23 protein-coding genes are annotated in these 21,379 nt (G+C 70.2%); 15 read left to right on the forward strand and 8 right to left on the reverse strand.

The genetic code is table 11. The annotated features are described in order from the left end of the window. The 4 genes from ABD951_RS23450 to ABD951_RS23465 form a co-directional block, all read left to right on the forward strand. Nucleotides 1-469: AMP-binding enzyme (locus ABD951_RS23450; protein ID WP_425569931.1), on the forward strand; the 469-nt coding region annotated here is incomplete at its 5' end. Between the two features lie 38 nt (nucleotides 470-507). Continuing rightward, nucleotides 508-2,226, forward strand: a complete 1,719-nt coding sequence (locus tag ABD951_RS23455) for an aldehyde dehydrogenase family protein (protein WP_345351079.1) — start codon at nucleotides 508-510, stop codon at nucleotides 2,224-2,226. Between the two features lie 8 nt (nucleotides 2,227-2,234). Continuing rightward, entirely contained in the window at nucleotides 2,235-3,833 is a 1,599-nt protein-coding gene (locus ABD951_RS23460; protein WP_345351082.1) for a GMC family oxidoreductase, read from the forward strand. A 237-nt stretch (nucleotides 3,834-4,070) separates the two neighbouring features. Then, entirely contained in the window at nucleotides 4,071-4,535 is a 465-nt protein-coding gene (locus ABD951_RS23465; RefSeq protein WP_345351085.1) for a hypothetical protein, read from the forward strand. 79 nt (nucleotides 4,536-4,614) lie between these two features. On the opposite strand, the gene ABD951_RS23470 is transcribed toward ABD951_RS23465, so the two are convergent. Further along, the gene (locus tag ABD951_RS23470; RefSeq protein WP_345351088.1) at nucleotides 4,615-5,340 is read right to left on the reverse strand and encodes a DUF1906 domain-containing protein; all 726 of its coding nucleotides are present in this window, start codon (nucleotides 5,338-5,340) and stop codon (nucleotides 4,615-4,617) included. A gap of 237 nt (nucleotides 5,341-5,577) precedes the next feature. On the opposite strand from ABD951_RS23470, the gene ABD951_RS23475 reads away from it, so the two are divergent. Next, nucleotides 5,578-5,802: a maltose regulon activator MalT gene (locus ABD951_RS23475; RefSeq protein WP_345351090.1), complete on the forward strand. Its 225-nt coding sequence runs from the start codon at nucleotides 5,578-5,580 to the stop codon at nucleotides 5,800-5,802. Between the two features lie 173 nt (nucleotides 5,803-5,975). Then, entirely contained in the window at nucleotides 5,976-6,341 is a 366-nt protein-coding gene (locus tag ABD951_RS23480) for a PLD nuclease N-terminal domain-containing protein (RefSeq protein WP_345351093.1), read from the forward strand. Nucleotides 6,342-6,345: 4 nt separating this feature from the next. On the opposite strand, the gene ABD951_RS23485 is transcribed toward ABD951_RS23480, so the two are convergent. Continuing rightward, on the reverse strand, nucleotides 6,346-7,293 hold the full coding sequence (locus tag ABD951_RS23485; RefSeq protein WP_345351096.1) for an antibiotic biosynthesis monooxygenase: 948 nt from the start codon (nucleotides 7,291-7,293) through the stop codon (nucleotides 6,346-6,348). 40 nt (nucleotides 7,294-7,333) lie between these two features. Next, on the reverse strand, nucleotides 7,334-8,089 hold the full coding sequence (locus ABD951_RS23490) for a CPBP family intramembrane glutamic endopeptidase (protein ID WP_425569932.1): 756 nt from the start codon (nucleotides 8,087-8,089) through the stop codon (nucleotides 7,334-7,336). A 120-nt stretch (nucleotides 8,090-8,209) separates the two neighbouring features. On the opposite strand from ABD951_RS23490, the gene ABD951_RS23495 reads away from it, so the two are divergent. Then, nucleotides 8,210-9,907, forward strand: a complete 1,698-nt coding sequence (locus ABD951_RS23495) for a fumarate hydratase (protein ID WP_345351099.1) — start codon at nucleotides 8,210-8,212, stop codon at nucleotides 9,905-9,907. A gap of 113 nt (nucleotides 9,908-10,020) precedes the next feature. On the opposite strand, the gene ABD951_RS23500 is transcribed toward ABD951_RS23495, so the two are convergent. Continuing rightward, nucleotides 10,021-10,476, reverse strand: a complete 456-nt coding sequence (locus ABD951_RS23500) for a carboxymuconolactone decarboxylase family protein (protein WP_345351102.1) — start codon at nucleotides 10,474-10,476, stop codon at nucleotides 10,021-10,023. A 77-nt stretch (nucleotides 10,477-10,553) separates the two neighbouring features. Between ABD951_RS23500 and ABD951_RS23505 the strand changes: the two genes are divergently transcribed. From ABD951_RS23505 to ABD951_RS23515, 3 genes are read left to right on the forward strand one after another with little or no spacing between them, the layout of a single operon-like run. Next, nucleotides 10,554-11,462, forward strand: a complete 909-nt coding sequence (locus ABD951_RS23505) for a sigma-70 family RNA polymerase sigma factor (RefSeq protein ID WP_345351105.1) — start codon at nucleotides 10,554-10,556, stop codon at nucleotides 11,460-11,462. 58 nt (nucleotides 11,463-11,520) lie between these two features. Further along, on the forward strand, nucleotides 11,521-11,904 hold the full coding sequence (locus ABD951_RS23510; RefSeq protein WP_345351108.1) for a nuclear transport factor 2 family protein: 384 nt from the start codon (nucleotides 11,521-11,523) through the stop codon (nucleotides 11,902-11,904). Between the two features lie 45 nt (nucleotides 11,905-11,949). Continuing rightward, nucleotides 11,950-13,077, forward strand: coding sequence for a DNA glycosylase AlkZ-like family protein (locus ABD951_RS23515; protein ID WP_345351111.1), 1,128 nt, complete (start codon nucleotides 11,950-11,952; stop codon nucleotides 13,075-13,077). A 245-nt stretch (nucleotides 13,078-13,322) separates the two neighbouring features. On the opposite strand, the gene ABD951_RS23520 is transcribed toward ABD951_RS23515, so the two are convergent. The 3 genes from ABD951_RS23520 to htpG form a co-directional block, all read right to left on the reverse strand. Next, nucleotides 13,323-14,672, reverse strand: a complete 1,350-nt coding sequence (locus ABD951_RS23520; RefSeq protein WP_345351114.1) for a WS/DGAT domain-containing protein — start codon at nucleotides 14,670-14,672, stop codon at nucleotides 13,323-13,325. 32 nt (nucleotides 14,673-14,704) lie between these two features. After that, entirely contained in the window at nucleotides 14,705-15,514 is an 810-nt protein-coding gene (locus ABD951_RS23525) for an MBL fold metallo-hydrolase (RefSeq protein ID WP_345351117.1), read from the reverse strand. A gap of 124 nt (nucleotides 15,515-15,638) precedes the next feature. Further along, entirely contained in the window at nucleotides 15,639-17,576 is a 1,938-nt protein-coding gene (htpG, locus tag ABD951_RS23530; protein ID WP_345351120.1) for a molecular chaperone HtpG, read from the reverse strand. A gap of 242 nt (nucleotides 17,577-17,818) precedes the next feature. Between htpG and ABD951_RS23535 the strand changes: the two genes are divergently transcribed. From ABD951_RS23535 to ABD951_RS23545, 3 genes are all read left to right on the forward strand, one after another. Continuing rightward, on the forward strand, nucleotides 17,819-18,439 hold the full coding sequence (locus ABD951_RS23535; RefSeq protein WP_345351123.1) for a hypothetical protein: 621 nt from the start codon (nucleotides 17,819-17,821) through the stop codon (nucleotides 18,437-18,439). 99 nt (nucleotides 18,440-18,538) lie between these two features. Next, nucleotides 18,539-19,015: an SRPBCC family protein gene (locus tag ABD951_RS23540; protein ID WP_345351126.1), complete on the forward strand. Its 477-nt coding sequence runs from the start codon at nucleotides 18,539-18,541 to the stop codon at nucleotides 19,013-19,015. Nucleotides 19,016-19,206: 191 nt separating this feature from the next. Next, nucleotides 19,207-19,998, forward strand: a complete 792-nt coding sequence (locus ABD951_RS23545) for a phosphatidylethanolamine N-methyltransferase family domain-containing protein (protein WP_345351129.1) — start codon at nucleotides 19,207-19,209, stop codon at nucleotides 19,996-19,998. A 63-nt stretch (nucleotides 19,999-20,061) separates the two neighbouring features. Here the strand turns inward: ABD951_RS23545 and ABD951_RS23550 are convergent, their stop codons facing one another. Continuing rightward, nucleotides 20,062-20,274, reverse strand: a complete 213-nt coding sequence (locus tag ABD951_RS23550) for a DUF4287 domain-containing protein (protein ID WP_345351132.1) — start codon at nucleotides 20,272-20,274, stop codon at nucleotides 20,062-20,064. 168 nt (nucleotides 20,275-20,442) lie between these two features. Here ABD951_RS23550 and ABD951_RS23555 point away from each other — a divergent pair, with 168 nt between their 5' ends. After that, nucleotides 20,443-20,868: a hypothetical protein gene (locus tag ABD951_RS23555; RefSeq protein ID WP_345351135.1), complete on the forward strand. Its 426-nt coding sequence runs from the start codon at nucleotides 20,443-20,445 to the stop codon at nucleotides 20,866-20,868. A gap of 105 nt (nucleotides 20,869-20,973) precedes the next feature. After that, nucleotides 20,974-21,342: a DUF4267 domain-containing protein gene (locus ABD951_RS23560; RefSeq protein WP_345351138.1), complete on the forward strand. Its 369-nt coding sequence runs from the start codon at nucleotides 20,974-20,976 to the stop codon at nucleotides 21,340-21,342. The last annotated feature ends 37 nt before the right edge of the window (nucleotides 21,343-21,379 follow it).

Consider the following 21,379-nt stretch of genomic DNA (forward strand, 5'->3'; position numbering starts at 1 on the left):
GGAGGTGCGGGGCCCGTGGATCACCGGCGCCTACTACGGCGTCGACGCGCCGGACAAGTTCGACGACGGCTGGCTGCGCACCGGTGACGTCGGCACGATCAGCCCGGACGGTTACCTCTCGCTGACGGACCGGACCAAGGACATCATCAAGTCCGGCGGCGAGTGGATCTCGTCGGTGGATCTGGAGAACGCCGTGATGGGGCACCCGGACGTCGTCGAGGCCGTGGTGATCGGCATCCCGGACGAGAAGTGGGACGAGCGGCCGCTGGTGGCGGTGGTGCTGAGGGCGAACAGCGGCGCCGCGGTCGAGGAGTTGCGCGACCACCTCACCGACAAGGTCGCCCGCTGGCAGGTCCCGGAGAACTGGGTGATCGTGCCGGAGGTCCCCAAGACCAGCGTCGGCAAGTTCGACAAGAAGCGACTGCGCGCCGCGTACCACGACGGCACGCTCGACATCGTCCGCCTGTGACCGGCCGACACCCCGATCTCGCCCGAGGAGGCACCGAGATGACCGAATCACAATCACGATCCGTCGGCACCGCCGCCGTCGACCAGGCCCTGGCGGACCTGTCCGAGGGCGAGAAGGTCTGGGCCGGACTGTCCCTCGCCGAGCGCGGACGCCTGCTCGACCGCGTGCACGAGCTGACCGTCGCGCACGCACAGGAATGGGTCGACGCCGCGGCCGGGATCAAGGGACTGAGCGCCGCCTCGCCGCTGCGCGGCGAGGAATGGATGTCCGGGCCGTACGCGGTCGCGACCGCCACTGCCCTGCTGTCCGCGAGCGTGGCCAAGCTCGCCCGGGGCGAGAGCCCGTTGGCGGGAGCCGATTTCGGCACCGCACCGGGGGGTCGCACCACGGTGCAGGTGTTGCCGCTCAGCGTTTACGACCGCCTGCTGCTCAGCGGCTTCAGCGCCGAGGTGTGGCTGGAGCCGGGGGTGGACGGCGCAACGGCGCGCCGGGAGGCGGGGCTGGCCCAGCGGGACCCGTCCCGCACGGCCGGCGTCGGTGCGGTGCTCGGTGCGGGCAACATCACCTCCATCGCGCCGCTGGACACCCTCTACGAACTGATCGCACACAACCGGGTGGTCGCGCTCAAGCTCAACCCGATCACCGACCCGCTGTTGCCGGTGCTGACCAAGGTCCTGGACCCGTTCATCGCGATCGGTGCGGTGCGGATCCTCACCGGCGGCGCGGACGTCGGGTCGTACCTGGTGCAGCACGACCTGGTCGACCACGTGCACATGACCGGCAGCGCACTGACCCACGACGCCATCGTCTTCGGCACCGGCGAGGAGGGCGCGCGGCGCAAGGCCGCCGGAGATCCGATCCTGGACAAGGAGATCAGCAGCGAACTCGGCGGCGTCTCCCCCACCGTCGTGTTGCCGGGAGAGTGGAGCCGGGCCGACATCGAGTTCCAGGCCGAGCACCTGGCCACCCAGCGGCTGCACAACAACGGCTACAACTGCGTCGCCTCGCAGGTGGTGGTGTTGTCCGCGCAGTGGCCGCAGCGGGAGGAGTTCCTCGCGGCGCTCCGCGCGGCGATCGACCGCGCACCGGCCCGGCCCGCCTACTACCCCGGCAGTGACGACCGGGTCGCGAAGGCCACCACCACCTACCCGGACGCCGAGCGGCTCGGCGGCGGGGCGCGGGTCCTGGTCAGCGGTCTGCGGCCCGAGCAGTTCCCGCCGCTGCTCGAGACCGAGTACTTCGCACCCGTCCTCGGTGTCATCGAACTGCCCTCCACCGGAGCGGAATTCGCGACCCAGGCCGCGGCGGTCGCCAACGAGCAGTTCGTGGGCACGCTCGGCGTCAACGTGATCGCCCATCCGCACACGATCCGCGACCTGGGCGGCGACTTCGACGCGATGCTCGAGAACCTGCGGTACGGCACGATCGCGGTGAACGCGTGGACCGGGGTCGGCTACCTCTCCGCGGCCGCCACCTGGGGCGCCTTCCCGGGCCACACCCTCGAAGACGTGCAGAGCGGTATCGGCATCGTGCACAACGCGTTGCTGATCGACCGGAGCGAGCGCACGGTCGTGCGGGGCCCGTTCCGTCCGTCGCCCCGGTCGCTGCTGCACGGCGAGATGTCGATCTCGCCCAAGCCGCCGTGGTTCGTGACCAACCGGACGGCGTCGACCACCGGCCGACTGCTGACCGGCTTCGCGGGGGATCCGTCCTGGATGCGCCTGCCGGCGCTGTTCGCCTCGGCGTTGCGGGGGTGAGGAGAGCGATGAACGAGCAGCGGGCCGTCGCCGACTACGTCGTCGTGGGCACCGGGTCGTCGGGCGCGGTGCTGGCGAACCGGCTCAGCGCCGACCCCCACACCACGGTGGTCGCGCTCGAGGCCGGCCCCGCCGACACGGACAAGTTCGTGCACATCCCGGCCGCGTTCTCGAAACTGTTCCGCAGTGAACGGGACTGGGACTACCTGACCGAGCCGCAGTCGGGCCTCGGCGGGCGTCGGATCTACTGGCCCCGCGGCAAGACGCTCGGCGGATCGTCGTCGATGAACGCGATGATGTGGGTGCGCGGGTACGCCGCCGACTACGACGACTGGGCGCGGCTGGCCGACGAGTCGTGGTCGTTCGCCAACGTGCTGCGTTACTTCCGCCGGATCGAGCGTGTCGAGGGCGCCGCCGACACCGACACCGGCGATTCGGGGCCGCTGCGGATCAGCAACCAGCGCAGCCCGCGGCCACTGACCGCGGCGTTCCTGGACGCGGCACGGGAACAGGGCTTCCCGATCGAGCGAGCGAACACCGCGGCGCCCGAAGGCTTCTCACAGACGATGGTCACCCAGAACCGCGGCGCCCGCTGGAGCACCGCCGACGCCTACCTGCGGCCCGCCCGCCGGCGACGCAACCTGACGGTGCTCACCGAGGCGCACGCGACCCGGGTGCTGTTCGAGGGCTCGGTCGCGGTGGGCGTCGAGTATCTGCAGGGCGGCGTGCGGCGCACCGTCCGGGCGGCCCGGGAGGTGATCCTCTGTGGCGGCGCGGTCAATTCGCCGCAACTGCTGATGCTGTCGGGTATCGGCGACAAACGGCAGCTCGAACGGCACGGCATCGAGGTCCGGCAGCACCGACCCGAGGTGGGCCGCAACCTGTCGGACCATCTGGTGTCGATGCTCGGTTACAGCGTCGAATCCGACTCACTGTTCGCCGCGGAGAAGCTCCCCCAACTGGTCGACTACCTGGTCCGCCGCCGGGGGATGCTGACCTCGAACGTCGGTGAGGCGTACGGATTCGTGCGCAGCCGCGCCGAACTGGACCTGCCGGACCTCGAGATGATCTTCGCCCCCGCGCCGTTCTTCGACGAGGGACTGGTCCCGGCGGCCGAGCACGGCGCCGTGATCGGCACGATCCTGCTCAAGCCCGCCAGCCGGGGCGAGGTGTCGTTGCGGTCGGCCGACCCGAAGGACAAGCCGATCATCGATCCGCGCTATCTGACCGACGCCGGCGGCGCCGACCGCACCGCGATGCTGTCCGGACTGCGGCGGGCCGACGCGCTGGCGACGTCGCCGGCGTTGAAGGGGCGTCTCGGCCGGACCATCCGACCGGCGAACGCGGATCGGCTCGGCGTGGACGAGGTGATCGAGCTCGCGCTGCAACGGAACTCGCACACGCTGTACCACCCGGTGGGTACGTGCCGGATGGGATCGGACGCCGACAGCGTCGTGGCGCCGGACCTGAGGGTGCGCGGGGTGGATCGGCTGCGGGTGGCGGATGCGTCGATCATGCCGACGATCATCCGCGGACACACCCACGCGCCGTGCGTCGTGATCGGCGAGAAGGCGGCCGATCTGGTGCTGGGCACCCCGCGGGGGTGATACCCGGGGGTGCCGCTCGCGCCACCGGGAGGCCCCGACAGCGTGCGGCGGGTCAGGGCTTCTCGGTGCCGTGGCCCCCGCTCGACCCGGCGGAGATCCCGTCGTAGATGTTGGCGGCGACGGCGTACAGAAGGTTGATGACGATGTCCATCTTCGGCGGCTCCTCGTGCTCGACACGTTCGATTCGTACGTCGTATTGACCCGGTTGCTCCGTTACGTCCGGGCTAGGCTCGACAGATGAGAATCGCAGCAGCAGTACTCGCCGCCTCTGCCATTGCGCTCGCCGTGACCGGCTGCTCGTCGAGCAACGACAACGCGAACAACACCGCGACCACCACGTCACCCAACCTCCTCGACCGGGCCGGGTCGGCCGTGAGCTCCGCCGCCAACGCCGCGGAGGGTGCGATCTCCTCGGCGCAGGGCGCGGTCTCGTCCGCGAAGTCCGCCGCGGGCAGTGCCGTGGACACCGCGAAGGTGTCCAGCTTCACGATCGCGTTCAAGGCCGCCGTTCCCCAGCTGGCCGAGGGGCGCACCGACGCCGCGATCGAGGACATCTACACGCAGACCTGCGCGGCGATCGACGACGGCAAGGACGAGGCGCAGGTCGTGTCGGATCTCGAGGTCCGCGCCGGCAACAACGGGACCAACGCCACGCAGGACCAGGCGCAGCGGGTCTACAACATCGCCAAGCCGCTCTGCTGACGTACCGGCCCGCCGGTGTGCTGACGTACCGGCCCGCCGGTGTGCCGACGTACCGGCCCGCCGGCGTGCCGATCCGCGATCAGGCCAGCGACCACTGGCCGTAGTCGGACTTCAGCACGGAGTTGAGGTCGACACCGACGCCGTCGATGGCGCGCTTGTCGATCTCGAACTGGTGCAGGTGCGCCGAAGGGTGTACGTATCCCTTCGGCGTTCCCCAGTTGTGCTGCCAGTAGAAGGACCCGAGCCCGGCCGCGGTCAGCAGGTCGATGGTCTTCGAGTTCGCGTAGACACCGGTGTTCGCGTGCCCGACGACCGACTCCCAGCCGAGGATGTACGGCGCGATCATCGTGGCGAAGTCGACCGGACTCGGGTTGTCGTCGATCGACGCGTAGATCGGCCGGTTCTCGGGGCCGCCGGCCGCGAGGTGGAGTTCGAGCCCGCGCTCGGCGTGCCGCTTGCCCGCCTCGAGTCCGCCCCGCCAGTCGGCGGTGTCGGCCTTGCCGAACTGGTAGCAGGAGACCACCTCGAGTCCGGCCTCGGCCAGCGCGTCGGCCTCGTCGGCCAGCATCGGCTTGCCGGTCATCCACTCGGCGCCCGGGCGGCGGTCGGAGACGTAGCGGATCGCACCGAGGTGGCCGGCCGCGGCGATCGCCTCGGCGGAGGGCACTCCGCCCGCGTAGTCGACCAGGGTGCCCGCGGCGGGCGCCGCCTGCGCGACCATCGAGTTCGACCCGAGCGCGGTCACGCCCAGCGCGGCGGACCCGACGGCCGCGTATTTGAACAGTTCCCGACGTGATATCTGCACGGTCCCCTCGATTCGTCCGGACGGATTCGCGACACGCGAGCCGTGTCGGCACCCGCTCGGACACAGCCGTTTCGTGAATTGCACCACAGCACAGTGGTTCACGCCAATCACAGTGATGCCATCGGGCATCACTGGTTTCACGTGGAGCGGGCTCCTGCCCCGAGAAACGGCGGTAGGCTCGGGACGTACCCGAACGGCAGTCCGACCGCACAGTCTCCACGAGGAGGACTAGGCGTCATGGCAAAAGAGGCATGGTGGGTCATCGCACCCGAGAGCCCGTTCACGTTCGAACAGCGTCCCAACGGCGATCTCGTCGTCGCCGACCGTGATGCCGCCGAGGAGCACGTCCTCCACGGCTACGAGTGGATGCACGTCCGGCCGGACGACCCCGGACACCGGATCAAGGTCCACGGCGAGGGGCCGCCGCCGTTCGGACGCTGGGTGCGACTCGACGAGGGGTGACGAACCGGGCGGGTTTCTGAGGCTTTTCTGAGGTATCCCTGAGTTCTGCGTACAACCGGCCCGCGACACCCGTTAAACGCATACCCTTCCCGCGGGGGTCACACTGGCCCGACCGAACGGTCGGGCCACGTTGACAGGCGCGCTGCGCCGCGCACACGGGGAGGTGATTCGGCATGGCGGTGTTCGCACTGCTCGTCGTGTCGTTCTGGATCGGCACACTGCTCGACGTGGTTCGCCGGGCGGACTGGCAGGTCAGGACGCTGCGCCGGAGCGCGTGGATCCCGATCGTGGCGGCGATTCCGGTGATCGGGGCGGTGCTGTGGCTGGCGCTCGGCCGGCCGTGGGGTCCGATTCCGCTACCGGAGCAGCGCGTGCACCCGGCGGTGCACTTCGCGCTCGAACGCGAGCGGGCCGCCGCCCGCGACGCGGAGGCCGAGTTCCGGCGCCGGTGCAGCGAACGCGCGGCCGAACAACGCGAGGCCGCCAGGATGCAGCAGCTGTACCTGAGTATCCGCGAACCGGAGGGCGACAGCGTCTGACGCGTCAGGGCTGGTGGGTCCAGAACTGCAACCACGGCACGGTCGCGAACACGGCGAGGGTCGCGGCGTATCCCAGCGCAACGACGGCGGCGCCGACCACACCGACGCGCCGTCCGGCCCCCTCGACGGGGTCGAGCCAACGTCGGAACCGCCGGGTGATCGTCGGCATGAGCAGCCAGGACAGCAGCGCGACACTGCCGATCTGACCGATCCAGATGGACAGCCACGGCGGGGCACCGAGGTCGGCGACCCGGGGCGTGACGAACCGGGACAGCGTCATCACCGTCGGGTACAGGACGAGCAGCACGAGCATCGCGGTCTTCCAGGTGGGCGTCACCCGGGTTTCACCGTCCTGCACGCGCAGCACCGATCCGAACGGGACGCTGCGAACCGCCACGGTGAAGTCCCCGGCCAGCTGGGAGCGGAGGTCGGGGAGCGCCTCGGCCCGCTGCGCCGAGCGCATCCAGTCCTCGAGGTGGTGCTCGGTCCGGAACCGCAACACGGCGATCCAGCTGCCGGCCGTCTGTGGACCGAGAACGGCCGAACCCTCGAACCCGGGATACGCCGAGATCGTCGCGGCCAGTCGCGCCTGCGCGTCCTCGAAGTTCGCCTCCCGGCCGGGCGCGACGGGATGCTCGAACACCACCGTTCCCGGCGGCAGCCGTCCCGGCAGCAGGATCAGCGGCGGGCTGGCGCGCCGGAGCCCCATCGTCTCCCCCGATGACCCCACCAGCGCCCCGGTGGCGCTGTCCAGCCAAGCGTGCAGATGCTGCTCGGTGTCGAAGGCGACCGAGGCCGCCCAGTCCAGCGACGGCGCCTCCGGTGCCGCGGCACGGACCTCACGGAACCCGGGGAACTCCCGCGCCGCCGAGCCGACGGTGTCGACGGCCCACCTCAGGAAGACGTCCCGGTCGGCGGTCCGATGGAAGACGGTGACGGCGGTGGCGGTCATCGCACCCCTCTCGTGGTCACATCCGACCGGGCACGGTCGCTCAGTTCAACGACACGTGCCACACCAGAGCGGCGGCGAGCGCGCCGACACCGTTGAGCGACCAGTGCAGGGCGATCGGCGCCAGCAGGCTGCCGCTGCGGCGGCGTAGCCACGTGAATGCGACCCCGGCAGCGGCGGTCGCGGCGACCGCGCCCGCGATGCCGAGCACCTGACCGACGACCCCGCCGCCGAGCACCCCGGCGAGTCCGCGGTTGCCGCTGGTCAGCCCCAGCGACGACGCAATGTGCCAGAGCCCGAACAGCACCGATCCGGCCGCGAACACCCCGCGGGCGCCCCAGACCCGTTCGAGCGTGCCGTGCAGGACCCCGCGGAACGCGAGTTCCTCGGGGATGACCGTCTGCAGCGGAATGATGATCATCGACGCGATCAACGCGCCGGACACCGTCGCGTACCGGTTGCTGAGGAAGAACTGCCGCGTGAACGGCACCGCCACCCCGACCGCGACGACCGCCAGCACGAGGGCGACGGCGGCGAGCGCGTACAGGGAGCCGGGGCGCCAGTGCCGCGGGGACAGGCCGAGTTCGGCCCAGCCGAGTCCGCGGCCACGGCCGAGCCCGAGGAGCACGCCCGCGGCGATCGGCACCGCCGCGATCGACGCCCACACGGTGGTGAAGTGGGCGATCAGGTTGGTGCAGACCAGTACCGCGACGACGACCGCGAGGTCGACGTAGGCGTGGAACCGGGGCCGCGGTTCGGCCGTTTCGTGCGGGACGGGCACGGAGAGCGTTTCGGGCACCACACCGAGTGTACGGACCCCACACGAGTGGAACTGGCCGTATGATCCCCGCCTTCGGCCCGCCGCCACGGCAGGTTTAGCCTGGTTCTCGACTTCACACGCCCATTCCCAGGAGAGATGATGGCCGACTTCCTCTATGAGGACCTGCTGCCGATCGGTGAAGATCCCACCGAGTACCGGCTGCTGACCACCGAGGGGGTGTCCACCGTCGAGGGCCCCGACGGCCGCACCTTCCTACAGGTCGAGCCGGAGGCGCTGCGGCTGCTGACCGAGACCGCACTGCACGACATCTCCCACTACCTGCGGACCGACCACCTGAAGCAGCTGGCGAGCATCCTCGACGATCCCGAGGCGTCGAACAACGACAAGTTCGTCGCGCTGGACCTGCTGAAGAACGCGAACATCGCCGCGGCGGGTGTGCTGCCGATGTGCCAGGACACCGGCACCGCGATCGTGATGGGCAAGCGCGGCCAGCAGGTGCTCACCCCGGGCGACGACGAGGAGTCCATCGCCCGCGGTGTGTACGACGCGTACACGCGGCTGAACCTGCGTTATTCGCAGAACGCTCCGATCACGATGTGGGACGAGAAGAACACCGGCAACAACCTGCCTGCTCAGATCGAGCTGTACGCGGACACCGCGAAGGGCCACGAGAACGCCTACAAGTTCCTGTTCATGGCGAAGGGCGGCGGGTCGGCCAACAAGTCGTACCTGTACCAGGAGACGAAGGCGATCCTGAACCCGGACTCGATGATGCAGTTCCTCGAGGCCAAGATCCGCTCGCTCGGCACCGCGGCCTGCCCGCCGTACCACCTGGCGATCGTCGTCGGCGGCACATCCGCCGAGTTCGCTCTCAAGACCGCGAAGTACGCGTCGGCGCACTACCTGGACGAGCTGCCCACCGAGGGCGCGATGACCGGCCGCGGCTTCCGCGACCACGAGCTCGAGAAGAAGGTCTTCGAGCTCACCCAGAAGATCGGCATCGGCGCGCAGTTCGGCGGCAAGTACTTCTGCCACGACGTCCGGGTCATCCGCCTCCCCCGCCACGGTGCGTCGCTGCCCGTCGCGATCGCCGTGTCGTGCTCGGCGGACCGTCAGGCGAAGGCGAAGATCACCCCCGAGGGTGTCTTCCTCGAGCAGCTCGAGTTCAACCCGGGCCAGTTCCTGCCGGAGGTCACCGACACGCAGCTCGACGCCGAGACCTCGGGCGTCTCGGGCACCGGCAAGGGCGCCGCGGTGAAGATCGATCTGACCAAGCCGATGCCGGAGATCCTCGCCGAGCTGTCCAAGCACCCGGTCAAGACACGGCTGTCGCTGACGGGTCCGCTGGTCGTCGCGCGCGACATCGCGCACGCGAAGATCAAGGAGCGCCTCGACGCCGGCGAGGAGATGCCGCAGTACCTCAAGGACCACCCGGTCTACTACGCCGGTCCGGCGAAGACTCCCGAGGGCCTGGCGTCCGGTTCGTTCGGTCCGACCACCGCGGGCCGCATGGACTCCTACGTCGAGCAGTTCCAGGCCGCGGGCGGTTCGATGATCATGCTCGCGAAGGGCAACCGGTCCAAGCAGGTCACCGACGCGTGCAACACGCACGGCGGCTTCTACCTGGGCTCGATCGGCGGGCCGGCCGCGCGCCTGGCCCTGGACTGCATCAAGAACGTCGAGATCATCGAGTACGAAGAGCTCGGCATGGAGGCGGTCTGGAAGATCGACGTCGAGGACTTCCCGGCGTTCATCGTCGTCGACGACAAGGGCAACGACTTCTTCGCCCACACCGGCGAGGTCACCCTGACGGTCGGCAAGCGCCCCGGCCTGTGAGGCCAGGTCCACCCGGCCTGTGGGCTGGGTGGACACGACGCGACGAGGGCCCGGCGGGATCACCCGCCGGGCCCTCGTCGCGTCGTCACCGCCGCGTGATCACGGTCGCGTCGTCACCACGACTGGCCGGCGGGCTGCCGGACGGTCACGTTGAGACGGTTCCACACGTTGATCAGCGCGATCTGCAGCGTCAGCGCGGCCAACTGCGGCTCGTCGTAGTGGTCGGCGGCGTCGTCCCACACGTCGTCCGGCACCGCGTCCGGCTGATCCGCGATCCGGGTGACCGCTTCGGTGAGCGCCAGCGCCGCGCGTTCGGCGTCGGTGAAGTGCGGCGACTCCCGCCACGCGGCGACCGCGAGCAGCCGCTCGACGCTGTCGCCGTCGCGCAGGGCCTCCTTCGAGTGCATCTCGAGGCAGACGCTGCAGCCGTTGATCTGGCTGGCGCGGATGTGCACGAGATGCACGGTGCCGGCAGGCAGGCCCGCGTCCGCGGTCGTGCCGCCGACCGCCTGCAGCGCGGCCACCGCGCCCGGGAGAACCATGGCCGGGTTGTTCATGCGTGCCTTCATCGTCTTCGCTCCTGTCACATCGGTTGTGGCGTGTCCGTCATCAACCTGACGGATCGCGACGAGAGAATGTGACACCGATGAACGACAACGAGATTCTGGCGCGGCACTTCGAGGAACACCGCGACCACTTGCGGGCGGTGGGTTTCCGCATGCTCGGCTCGACCACCGAGGCCGACGACGCGGTACAGGAGACCTGGCTGCGGCTCAGCCGCGTCGACGCGGACGACGTGAACAACCTCGCGGGCTGGCTCACGACCGTTCTGAGCCGGGTGTGCCTGGACATGCTGCGCTCACGTGGGTCCCGGCGCGAGATCCCGCTGGAGGAGCCCGCGCACCCGGACCTGCCCGAGCCCCGGCCGGAGTCGGCACCCGAGCATCAGGCGGTGCTCGCCGATTCGATCGGTGTCGCGATGCTGGTCGTCCTCGACACCCTCTCGCCCGCCGAGCGTCTCGCCTTCGTGCTGCACGACCTGTTCGCGGTGCCGTTCGAAGAGATCGCCCCGATCGTGGACCGCTCCCCCGCCGCCACGCGACAGCTCGCCAGCCGTGCCCGGCGCCGCGTGCAGGGCGCGAACGCACCCGAACGCGACCATCACCGCGGACGCCGGGTGGTCGAGGCGTTCCTGGCCGCGTCGCGCGAGGGCCGATTCGAGGATCTGCTCGCCCTGCTCGATCCCGACGTCGTGCTGCGCGCGGACGAGACCGCGGTCACGGCAGCGACCGCGGCGCTGGCACACGGGGCGCCGGTGCTGGCGGCCGAGGCCCACGGCGCCCGCACGATCGCCGAGGCGTTCAGCGGACGGGCCCGGGAGGCGCAGGTCGTCACCGTCGACGGCCGTCCGGCTGCGGCGTGGGCGCCCGGAGGCCGCCCTCGCTCGGTGTTCACCTTCACGATCGTCGGGGACCGGATCGTCGAACTCGGTGTGGTCGCCGACCCAGAGACGATCGCGGGACTGGACATCGTGTTCGCCGCAACGGAGGCGTGACGCCGGACCGGGTGTCACGATGGGACGGACCGCATCACCCGTCGGGCGAAGGAGTGTCGTGGAACCGGAACTGTCGGAATCCGATCCGTCGCTGTCCGCCAACAAGCGCACCGTCCTCGCGTACGTGGACGGTTTCCGCACCGGTGATCACGAGGCGATCCTGTCGCTGCTCACCGACGACGTGACCTGGGAGATGCCGGGTGACTTCTCGATCGTGGGCAAGGCGGCGTTCGACCGGGAGATCGAGAACGAGGCGTTCACGGGGCGGCCGACGTTGACGGTGATCCGGCTCGTCGAGGAGGGCGACGTCGTCGTCCTCCTCGGCACGGTCCGGGCCCGATTCGCGGACGGCGGGGAGCTGGACGGGATCTTCAGCGACTACTTCCACTTCCGGGACGGCCGGATCCGCCGGATCGAGTCGTACCAGGTCGACAACCGCTGACGCCGGGGAACGCGGGGTGTCGGTCCATCCACCTAGACTCGCGCCATGACCGCCGAAGTGTCTCGCGCGCAAGTGCTTTCCTACCGATGGCATGCCCAGCAGCTCGATCGGCCGGCCGGCCGGGCCACCGGGCCGACGGACTGCGACCTGCTCGATCTCGGGATCCAGGACACCGGGCCGGACGGTGCGGCGTGGGCGCTGCGGCTGCGGGGCACACCGGCCGCGCCGTCCGCGGCCGCCGACGAGCTCGCGCTCGCGTGGACGTTGCGCGGGGCGCCGCACTGCTATCGCCGCACCGATCTGGCGAAGGTCGCGGTGGCCACCGCCCCGCTCTCGGATGCGGATGCCGCCAAGCGCATCTTCGACGCCAATCGGCCGTTGAAGGCGGCCGGGATCCCGACCCTCGACGCACTGCGCACCGTCGCCACGGCGATGCGTGACATCGTCCGCGAACCGACCGTCAAAGGTGAGATGTCGGCGCGGTTGGCCGAGCGGATGGACGCGCCGTACCTGCGGTTCTGCCGTCCCTGCAACGCCACCCACCTGTACGAGATGCCGTTCCGGCTGGCGGCGCTCCAGGCCGGCCTGGAACTGCGTCCCGGCACGTCACCACCGGTCCTCGAACGCATCCCGGGGTGGCGGGCGAAGCCGTACGCCCGATCCGGCGCCGATGCCGACGCCCGCGTCGACGTCGTCCGCGGCTACCTGCGCTTCTTCGGTCCGAGCGCCCCGAAGGCCGTCGCCGCCTACGTCGACGCCCCGGTGAAGGACGTCGAACGGCACTGGCCGACGGACACGGTGGAGGTTCTGGTGGAGGGTGCGGCCCGCACGATCCCGGCCGACCACCTGGACGACCTCCTCGATCCGCCGGACGACCGATCCGTCCGCCTGCTCGGGCCGTTCGACCCCTATCTGCAGCTCAGGGATCGGGACCTTCTCGTTCCCGACGAGGCACACCGGAAGGCTCTGTGGCCGACGCTGGGCAGGCCCGGGGCGGTCGCGGTCGGCGGCGAGATCGTCGGGGTGTGGCGCCCGCGCACGGCGCGCAGGAAGCTGACGATCGAGGTCACGCCGTGGGTGCGGATCCCGAAGCCGGTGCGCGCCGGGGTCGAGGAGCAGGCGGTGGCACTCGCCGCGTTCCGGGGAGTCGAACCCGGCGGTGTGACGGAGTAGGCGCACAGCACACGGGCCCGGCGGAGCGTTTCGCTCCGCCGGGCCCGTGTCGAAAGATCGGGGTGAGGTGACCGGATTACGGCCCGACCGCCAGCAGCTGCGCCAGCTCGGTGGCGTTCTTCTGGCCGACGTAGGGAAGCAGTGCGTCGAAGATCAGGGTCGACATGGGCGTACTCCGTTCGGTTGCTGCAGTCACCGGACCAACGCCCGGCACGGCCACAGTAACGGGTGGGGTGACGAGTTCGCTACGAATCGCCTTCACGCTGGGGCAACGGCGCGGCCGCCCGGAGCTCGTCGATCGCGTCGCGCAGCAGTCGCTCGTACTCGTCGACGTCCGGCACGACCGCGGGCGAGGTGGCGATCGACACGGTGACCCGGTCGCCGATGCCGTGGACGCCGTGCGTCAGGCCCATGAACTGGGACAGGGCCGGGAAACCGGCGGTGAAGCGCACCCGCCCACCACCGAGGACGAGGTCGGCGGGACCACGGTCGACGCTGGACACCACGGTGTTGCCCGTGACCTCGTCGGGCACCGCGGTGAAGTCGAAGTGATCGATTCCGTGGCGCAGCAGCGGCGCCGGAACGACGGCCGTCGCCCGGTCCTCCGCGGCGCCGGCCGGGTGATCGGCGCGCAGCCGACCCCGGCGCAGCGACTCGGCGATCGCGCCGGCGCGCGCGGCGACGTCCTCGATCTCCGGATGCAGGTCCACGGTGACGTTTCGGAAGTGGTTTCGTGCCAGCGGCTTTCCCGGCTTGGCGACGGTCACCTCGGCGGCGATCCCGACGCCCGGCCCGACCCCGTGTGCGCGCAGGTACCGGGACAGGGCCAGCGAGATCGCGGTCGTCGCCCCCACCGTCACGGTGACCCCGGTGCCGCGCAGGGTCGCGGCGGGGACCACCACGGTGCGCAGTTCGCGCCGATGGTCGGGGGCGGCGTTGGTCGGCAGTTTCGGCCGGCTCGGCGGTTTCGGCGGAATGACGCCGGCGGCGCTGTCGCGCTCGCGCTGCCGGTGGGCGAGGTGCGCGGGCCGCGCCCGCAGCACCATCCGCGCGACCTGGACGGGCAGCCGGACCACCGCCGCGGCCAGGGCGACCCCCGGACGCCACGCCGGGATCGCGCGCGCCGGTGTCGCCGGCGCCGACCCGAACAACTCGCGGGCGATCCCCGACGCCCGACGACCGTCACCGAGCGCGTGCGCCACCTGCAGCACGGCGACCACGGCGCCGGTGTCCCCACCCTCGGGTGCATCGGCGACCGGACCGAAAAGATGCAGGCGCCACGGTGATTCGATCGGGTCGAGACGTTCGGTGAGCAGCGCTGCGACGGACCGCAGACACGCGGGCCAGGTCGTCGGACCCTCGTGCAGGCGCACCAGCGACGCGTCGGGGACCATCGGCGCCCAGTGCGGGTGGTCGACGCCGCCGGGGACCTCCCGGATCCGTGTCCTCAGGTCCGCGATCACCGCCGCCCGCGCCAGGACCTGCTCCCGGATCGACGCCAGCGGCGCCCCGGCGTCGTCGAAGCAGTACAGCAGGAACTGGTCGGTGGGTATCTGACGGGAGATCCAGTACGACTGCGCATCGGGGGCGCTCATCCGCGGCACCGGCCGACGATAGCAGCGCCGCGTCAGCCGACTCCGCCGCCCCGCTCGAAGCCGGCGAGCATCTCCTCGAGCGCGCGCTGGTCGGGACCGACGAACGGGTCCGAACCCGGTGCGGCGGAGAGCATGTCGACGAACGCGTCGCACTCGCCCGCGGCCGGCGGCAGGTGGGAGCTGAGGATCACGTCGGGGTGCAGCGCACGCACCGGTTCGACGCCGGACAGGTAGCGGCCGGGGTCGACGAGGTGCACCCAGGGACTGTCGACGGTGGCCCACAACAACTGTGCCGCACGCAGTTCCGCGGCGGGCAGTGCACGGACGTCGTCGCACGTGGCCAGGTCCGCACTCGGCATCGGTGCGCCGAAGCAGTCGGAGCTGAAGTAGGTGCCGCGGCCGTCGTGGAACCCGACGGTGGCCGGGTTGTCGAACAGCGGAGGCCGGAACGCGCTCAGGATCCGGTCCCCGACGTCGAGACCCTGGCCGGGGTTGAGCAGGTGGACCCGGTCCATCGGCAGTGGCCGCTCGGTGGACATGATGCCGACCGCGAGGTACGTGGTGACGACCCGGGCCGACGGGGCGGCCTCGATCAGGTCGAACAGTCCCCCGGTGTGGTCGCGATCGGGGTGGGTGAGCCAGATCCATGCCACGTCCGCCGGGTCGAGGACCGCCGCCAGCTCGTCGACGAACCGGCGGTCGGGCAGACTCAGCCCGGTGTCGACGACCACCGGCGCGGCGGCGCGCAGGACGTAGGCGTTGACCGGAAGAAATCCGATGCCGGGCACTTCCAGGTGGTCGGCGAGGACCGTGACGTCGTCGCCGACACGCGTGATCTTCATGGCTCCTCCGGACGGACGGGCCGGGTGGGGCGCCCCGGTCGGTCACCCCAGCGCCGGGTCTGCCCTCAACGCTAGGGTCCCGACACCCGCCCTGCCCAGCCCCGGCCCGTCCGGTGGAGGTCGGTCACACGGTCGCGGCCAGCCGGTTCGCGAGCAGTGTCGTGAACCGCGCCGGGTCGGCGAGTTCGCCGCCCTCGGCGAGCAGCGCCATCCCGTACAGCAGCTCGGCGGTCTCCGCGGCCGACGCGTCGTCGGGCCGCTGGTCGTGCGCGGTGCGCAACGCCCCGACCAGCGGATGGTCGGGGTTGAGTTCGAGAATCCGCTTGGTCACCGGGACCGGCTGCCCGGACGCGCGGTACATCCGTTCCAGCGCCGGGGACATCGAGAAGTCGTCGCCGACGATGCAGGCGGGTGAGGTGGTCAGGCGGGTGGACAGCCGCACCGACTTGACGTGCTCGCCGAGGATCCCGGCCATCCAGCCCAGCAGGTCCGCGAACTCCTTGTCCCGCTCCTCGCGCTCCGTCTCGGCGGCCTTCTTGTCCTCGTCGGTGTCGAGGTCGACCTCGCCCTTCGCGACGGACTGGAACGTCAGGCCGTCGAACTCCGGGACCTGCGCGGTCCACACCTCGTCGACGGGGTCGGTGAGCAGCAGCACCTCGAGCCCCTTGGCCTTGAACGCCTCCAGGTGCGGGGAGTTCTCCAGCAGCTGACGCGACTCGCCGGCGGCGTAGTAGATCTGCTTCTGCCCCTCCCGCATCCGCGCGACGTACTCGGCGAGGGTCGTCTGTTCCTCGGCGCTCTCGGTCGACGGGAACGACGAGATCTGCAGCAGCACATCGCGGTTGTCGGTGTCGGCGATCAGGCCTTCCTTGAGGGCGCGGCCGAACTCCGACCACAGGGTGCGGTAGTCGTCGGGCCGGGAGGCCTGGATGTCCTTGATCGTGGTGAGGACCTTCTTGGTCAGGCGTCGCCGGATCGCGCGGATCTGCCGGTCCTGCTGGAGGATCTCACGGGACACGTTCAGTGACAGGTCCTGCGCGTCGACGACACCCTTGACGAACCGCAGGTACTCGGGGAGCAGTTCGTCGGCGTCGTCCATGATGAACACCCGCTTGACGTACAGGTGGACGCCGGTCTTGCCGTCCCGCATGAACAGGTCGAACGGCGCGTGCTGGGGAATGAACAGCAGCGCCTGGTACTCGAAGGTGCCCTCGGCCTTCATCGGGATGGTCTCGAGCGGCTCGTCCCAGGCGTGGGCGACGTGCCGGTAGAACTCGGTGTACTCCTCGGCGGTGACCTCGTCCTTCGACTTCGCCCACAGCGCCTTCATCGAGTTGAGGGTCTGGGTTTCGACGGTCACCGTCTCCGGTTCGTCGTCGGTGGCCGGGGTGCGGCGTTCGACCTCCATCCGGATCGGCCAGGCGATGAAGTCCGAGTACCGCTTGACCAGCTCCCTGATCTTCCACTCCGCGGTGTAGTCGTGGAGGTGGTCCTCGGCGTCGGCGGGCTTGAGGTGCAGCGTCACCGAGGTGCCCTGCGGGGCGCCGTCGACGGTCTCGATCGTGTACGTCGCCTCACCGCTCGACTCCCAGCGGGTGGCCTGCTCCGCTCCCGCCTTGCGGGTCAGCAGGGTCACCTTGTCGGCGACCATGAAGGTCGAGTAGAAGCCGATGCCGAACTGGCCGATCAGTTCCTCGCTGGCGGCGGCGTCCTTGGCCTCCTTCAGCTTTCGCCGCAGTTCCGCGGTGCCGGACTTGGCGAGGGTGCCGATCAGGTCGACCACCTCGTCGCGGGACATGCCGACGCCGTTGTCGCGGACGGTCAGGGTCCGGGCGTCCGTGTCGACCGCGATCTCGATGTGCAGGTCGGCGGTGTCGGCGTCGAGGTCCTTGTCCTGGAAGGCCGCGAGCCGCAGCTTGTCGAGTGCGTCCGAGGCGTTGGAGACGAGCTCCCGCAGGAAGGAATCCTTGTTCGAGTAGACCGAGTGAATCATCAGGTCCAGCAACTGGCGGGTCTCCGCCTGGAATTCCAACTGCTCACGTTCTCCGGCGTGCGCGTTCAATCCGATTCCCCTTCGAACAGCGGACGGGCAATGTCGTCGGGATCTTACGCCGCTGGCCACGGCGGGAATCCGGGACGCGGACCGGGCCGGAGGAAGTCGCATGCCCGGGCCGCAGACCTACTGCCCGGTAGCGCAATTGGCGAGTCCACGCCCATTGCCTTGGCCATGGCCGCGGAGGAAGGTGAAGTGCGGGGAAACCGGTGGCGCCGCCGGGGCGCCGCCCCGAGCAGAAGGGGTTGGCCGTGTACGCACGTTCCACCACCATTCAGGCGCACCCGTCCTTCATCGACGCCGGCATCAAACACATGAGTGACGTCGTCATGCCGGCACTGGCCGACTACGAAGGCTGCGCGGGACTGTCGCTGCTCGTCGACCGCGACACCGGCCGCTGCATCGCGACAAGCTCGTGGATGGACGAGGACGCCCTCCGCGCGAGCGAGGGACCGGTGCGCGAGCTGCGCGATCGCGCGACCGAGATGTTCCACGGCACCGCGACCGTCGAACGCTGGGACATCGCCGCCCTGCACCGCGACCACAGGTCCGGCAGGGGCTCCTGCGTCCGCGTCACGTGGCTGAAGATCGAGCCGGGCCGCATGTCCCGCGCGGTCGACGTGTTCAAGCTGACGGCCCTGCCGGGCATGGAGGAACTCGCCGGGTTCTGCAGCGCCAGCATGATGGTCGACCACGCCGCCGGCCGTGCCGTGGTGTCGGTGACGTTCGACAGCCGCGAGGCGATGGACCGCGACATGGAGAAGGCCGACGCGATGCGCGCCGCCGGAACCCGCGAGATGGGCGCCACGGTGCTCGACTCGTGCGTGTTCGATCTGGCGATCGCGCACCTGCACGTGCCGGAGATGGTCTGAGCCGGACGCCGCCCGCTGCCGGCCCGTGGGTCGACAGCGGGTGCGGCGTGGGCACACACCGAACCTGACGGTTCGGTGTCGGGTTCTCGAGGAGGACCGATGACCAACACACACTCCGCAGTCGTCACCACGTCCGGCGACCGCGACTGCCACGTCGAGCGCGTGTTCGACGCCCCGCGCGCCCGGGTGTGGGCCGCCTACACCGAACCGGACCTGATCGCCCGGTGGTGGGGGCGTGGCAACCCCCTCGACGTCGAGAAATGGGACCTCGAGGTCGGCGGGCACTGGCGCTTCGTCGAGCACCACGACGGCGGCAGCGACGGGTTCGAGGGCCGCTTCCGCGAGGTCGTCCCCCGGGAACGGCTCGTGTACTCGTTCGAATGGGACGGCATGCCCACCCACGCGAGCATCGACGCCGTCGACTTCGTCGACCTCGGAGACGGACGCACCAAGGTGGTCGTCGAGTCGCTGTTCCTCACGGGCGAGGATCGGGACGGCATGCTGCGCTCCGGCATGGAGGACGGCATGAACGCCAGCTACGCCGCCCTCGACGCCCTACTCACCGGCCCGGGGTAGTCGGCCGTCCGCGGCTGGGTCGTGCCGCGCTCCGCGACCGCCGATCCCGTCACGAACCGGTGTCAGTATCTGGACCTGTTTGCGGCTCAACCTGGCCCTGACCGTGGTAGAACACGTTTCAGAAATCGACGGTTCGGCGGCGTACCGCCCTGCCGTCGTCCGCACGACCGCCGGCCCTCCGAAGGATCACGATGCACTGGTACACCGGGAACACCGTCTACGACACCGTCCTGACCCTGGCGTTCGCGTTCGCCGCGTTCGTGATCGTCGGCGGCTTCTTCGCCCAGAGCTCGTACGGGCGCTTCTCGTCGACGAATCTCGGGTTCAACCTGAACCCGAAGCTCGGCTGGTGGCTGATGGAGATCCCGGCGACCGTGGTGTTCCTGGTCTTCTACCTGTCCGGACCGAACCGCTTCGAACCGACCTCCCTCGTGCTCGCCGGAATCTGGTTGCTGCACTACGCGAATCGAGGCTGGTTCTTCCCGCTCGCGATCCGCCAGGTACCCGGGAAGCGGAGCACCTTCAACGTCTCGGTGATCGTGATGGGCATGCTCGTCACGTCGATGCACGGCTACCTCAACGGGGCCCTGTTCAGCCACGACTACTTCGGGCAGTACACCACGGCCTGGCTCACCGACCCCCGTTTCCTGATCGGCCTCGTGATCTACCTGTCCGGTTTCGCGTTGCTGGTCAGCTCCGAGTCGATCGTGCGGAACCTGCGTGACAAGCACAACCCCGGCGCCGCCGAGTACCGGATCCCGTTCGGCGGCGGGTTCCGGCTGGTGACCAGCCCCGCCTACCTCGGTGAACTGATCGCCTGGTCCGGTTTCGCGCTGCTCACCTGGGCCCTGCCCGGCGTGGTCATCCTGCTGATCACCGCCGGCAATCTCGTCCCCCGCGCGCTCGCCACCCACCGGTGGTACCAGGAGAAGTTCGCCGACTACCCCACCGACCGGAAGGCACTCGTCCCCTTCTTCGTCTGACCGACGGTCTTCGTCTGACCGAGGGAACTCGAAACCCACCGCAGGCCCCGCCTCGGCCTGGGCCTACCCGGCAGCGTCCTCCTTCAGCGTGTGGGCGACGAGGGCGTTCGCGTGGCCGTGCCCGAGTCCGTACTCCGACTTGAGCCAGGCCACCAGCTCCATGTGCTTGGTCAGGTCCGACCCGCGGATCAGCGCCTGCCACTCTCCGATCGGACGCCCGTACTTCGCCTCGATCGACGGAAAGTACGACGCGGGTCCCTTCACCGGTTCACTCATGCCCGTCACGATAGGGCGCGGCACCGACACCTCGGCGGCATCCGGGCCGCATGTCCGGCCTCGTCGTTGGCCCGCCCTGTCGGCCCGACCCCGGATACGCTGGCGATCGGCCGGATCGCCGCCCCCGCGGACCGATCCACCAACACGGCCGGACCCTGGGGAGGAGTCATGGTGCTGAATCTCGTTCGCCGGCTCGGTGTCTGCGCGACCGTGGCCGCCGCTGCGGCACTGTCGGCCGCCGGGGTGGCCACGGCCGCGGTGACCGTCCCGTTCCAGATCGATCCCGCGCCGTTCGGTAATCCCAACGGGAGCTTCGACGCACCGCCGGTTCGGTGCGCGGCCGTGATCGGCGACGAGTCCGGCGTCGTGACGATCACCGGCGGCAAGCCCGGCCACTGGGGATGCCCGCTCTCCTCCGAGGTGCGCTGGCTGAATCTGTCGACCGGGACGTCCGGCTCCGCCCGACTGTCGGACGGACTGAACGGGGTGCCGGCGCAGGTGACGCTGCACACGGGAACCGGACCGGTTGCCGTCGCCGTCACTCCGTCCGCTGGTCCGATCACCCCGGGGCTCGCGGTCCTGTCGGTGCCGTAGGCGGCGCCGCGGCCGAACCCAACCGAACAGCGTGCACACCACGTCCACCCACGCCCGCCGTCCGCGTCGAGACCAGCAGGCGATCTGCTGACGAAAGGATCACGGATGCTCGCCTGGATCGGACTCGCGCTCAGCTGGATCGGCGCACTCGCCATCATCGGCATCGGCCTCGCCTACCTCGCGAAGAACGCCGGCAACGCCGCCGGCTTCGGCCTGCCGGTCGCACCCGCACCCGAGGCCCGCGGATGGTGGCAGGTCAAGGGGATTCGCGACGTCACGACGGGTGTGCTGGTGATCGTGTTCATCTTCGCCGCACGCGAAACCCTGCCGCTGTTGGTGCTGCTCCTGGCGATCATTCCGCTCGGCGACATGGGAATCGTGCTGACCAACCGAGGCAGCCGTACGGCTGCATTCGCGATCCACGGCGCCACGGCCGCGGCAATGATTCTCGCCGCGGTGCTGCTCTGGGCCTGACCCGCACCGGGAAGAGTTCATCCAGTTCGGGTGAAGT

Source organism: Rhodococcus olei (genome assembly GCF_039540555.1).
GTDB lineage: Bacteria > Actinomycetota > Actinomycetes > Mycobacteriales > Mycobacteriaceae > Rhodococcus_G > Rhodococcus_G olei.

Excerpts from the sequence above, each read along its gene's own strand:
- ABD951_RS23455 (WP_345351079.1), top strand. The coding sequence starts at position 508 with ATGACCGAATCACAATCACGATCCGTCGGCACCGCCGCCGTCGACCAG.
- ABD951_RS23460 (WP_345351082.1), top strand. The coding sequence starts at position 2,235 with ATGAACGAGCAGCGGGCCGTCGCCGACTACGTCGTCGTGGGCACCGGG.
- ABD951_RS23465 (WP_345351085.1), top strand. The coding sequence starts at position 4,071 with ATGAGAATCGCAGCAGCAGTACTCGCCGCCTCTGCCATTGCGCTCGCC.
- ABD951_RS23475 (WP_345351090.1), top strand. The coding sequence starts at position 5,578 with ATGGCAAAAGAGGCATGGTGGGTCATCGCACCCGAGAGCCCGTTCACG.
- ABD951_RS23480 (WP_345351093.1), top strand. The coding sequence starts at position 5,976 with ATGGCGGTGTTCGCACTGCTCGTCGTGTCGTTCTGGATCGGCACACTG.
- ABD951_RS23485 (WP_345351096.1), bottom strand. The coding sequence starts at position 7,293 with ATGACCGCCACCGCCGTCACCGTCTTCCATCGGACCGCCGACCGGGAC.
- ABD951_RS23495 (WP_345351099.1), top strand. The coding sequence starts at position 8,210 with ATGGCCGACTTCCTCTATGAGGACCTGCTGCCGATCGGTGAAGATCCC.
- ABD951_RS23500 (WP_345351102.1), bottom strand. The coding sequence starts at position 10,476 with ATGAAGGCACGCATGAACAACCCGGCCATGGTTCTCCCGGGCGCGGTG.
- ABD951_RS23505 (WP_345351105.1), top strand. The coding sequence starts at position 10,554 with ATGAACGACAACGAGATTCTGGCGCGGCACTTCGAGGAACACCGCGAC.
- ABD951_RS23515 (WP_345351111.1), top strand. The coding sequence starts at position 11,950 with ATGACCGCCGAAGTGTCTCGCGCGCAAGTGCTTTCCTACCGATGGCAT.
- ABD951_RS23520 (WP_345351114.1), bottom strand. The coding sequence starts at position 14,672 with ATGAGCGCCCCCGATGCGCAGTCGTACTGGATCTCCCGTCAGATACCC.
- ABD951_RS23525 (WP_345351117.1), bottom strand. The coding sequence starts at position 15,514 with ATGAAGATCACGCGTGTCGGCGACGACGTCACGGTCCTCGCCGACCAC.
- ABD951_RS23540 (WP_345351126.1), top strand. The coding sequence starts at position 18,539 with ATGACCAACACACACTCCGCAGTCGTCACCACGTCCGGCGACCGCGAC.
- ABD951_RS23545 (WP_345351129.1), top strand. The coding sequence starts at position 19,207 with ATGCACTGGTACACCGGGAACACCGTCTACGACACCGTCCTGACCCTG.
- ABD951_RS23550 (WP_345351132.1), bottom strand. The coding sequence starts at position 20,274 with ATGAGTGAACCGGTGAAGGGACCCGCGTCGTACTTTCCGTCGATCGAG.
- ABD951_RS23555 (WP_345351135.1), top strand. The coding sequence starts at position 20,443 with ATGGTGCTGAATCTCGTTCGCCGGCTCGGTGTCTGCGCGACCGTGGCC.
- ABD951_RS23560 (WP_345351138.1), top strand. The coding sequence starts at position 20,974 with ATGCTCGCCTGGATCGGACTCGCGCTCAGCTGGATCGGCGCACTCGCC.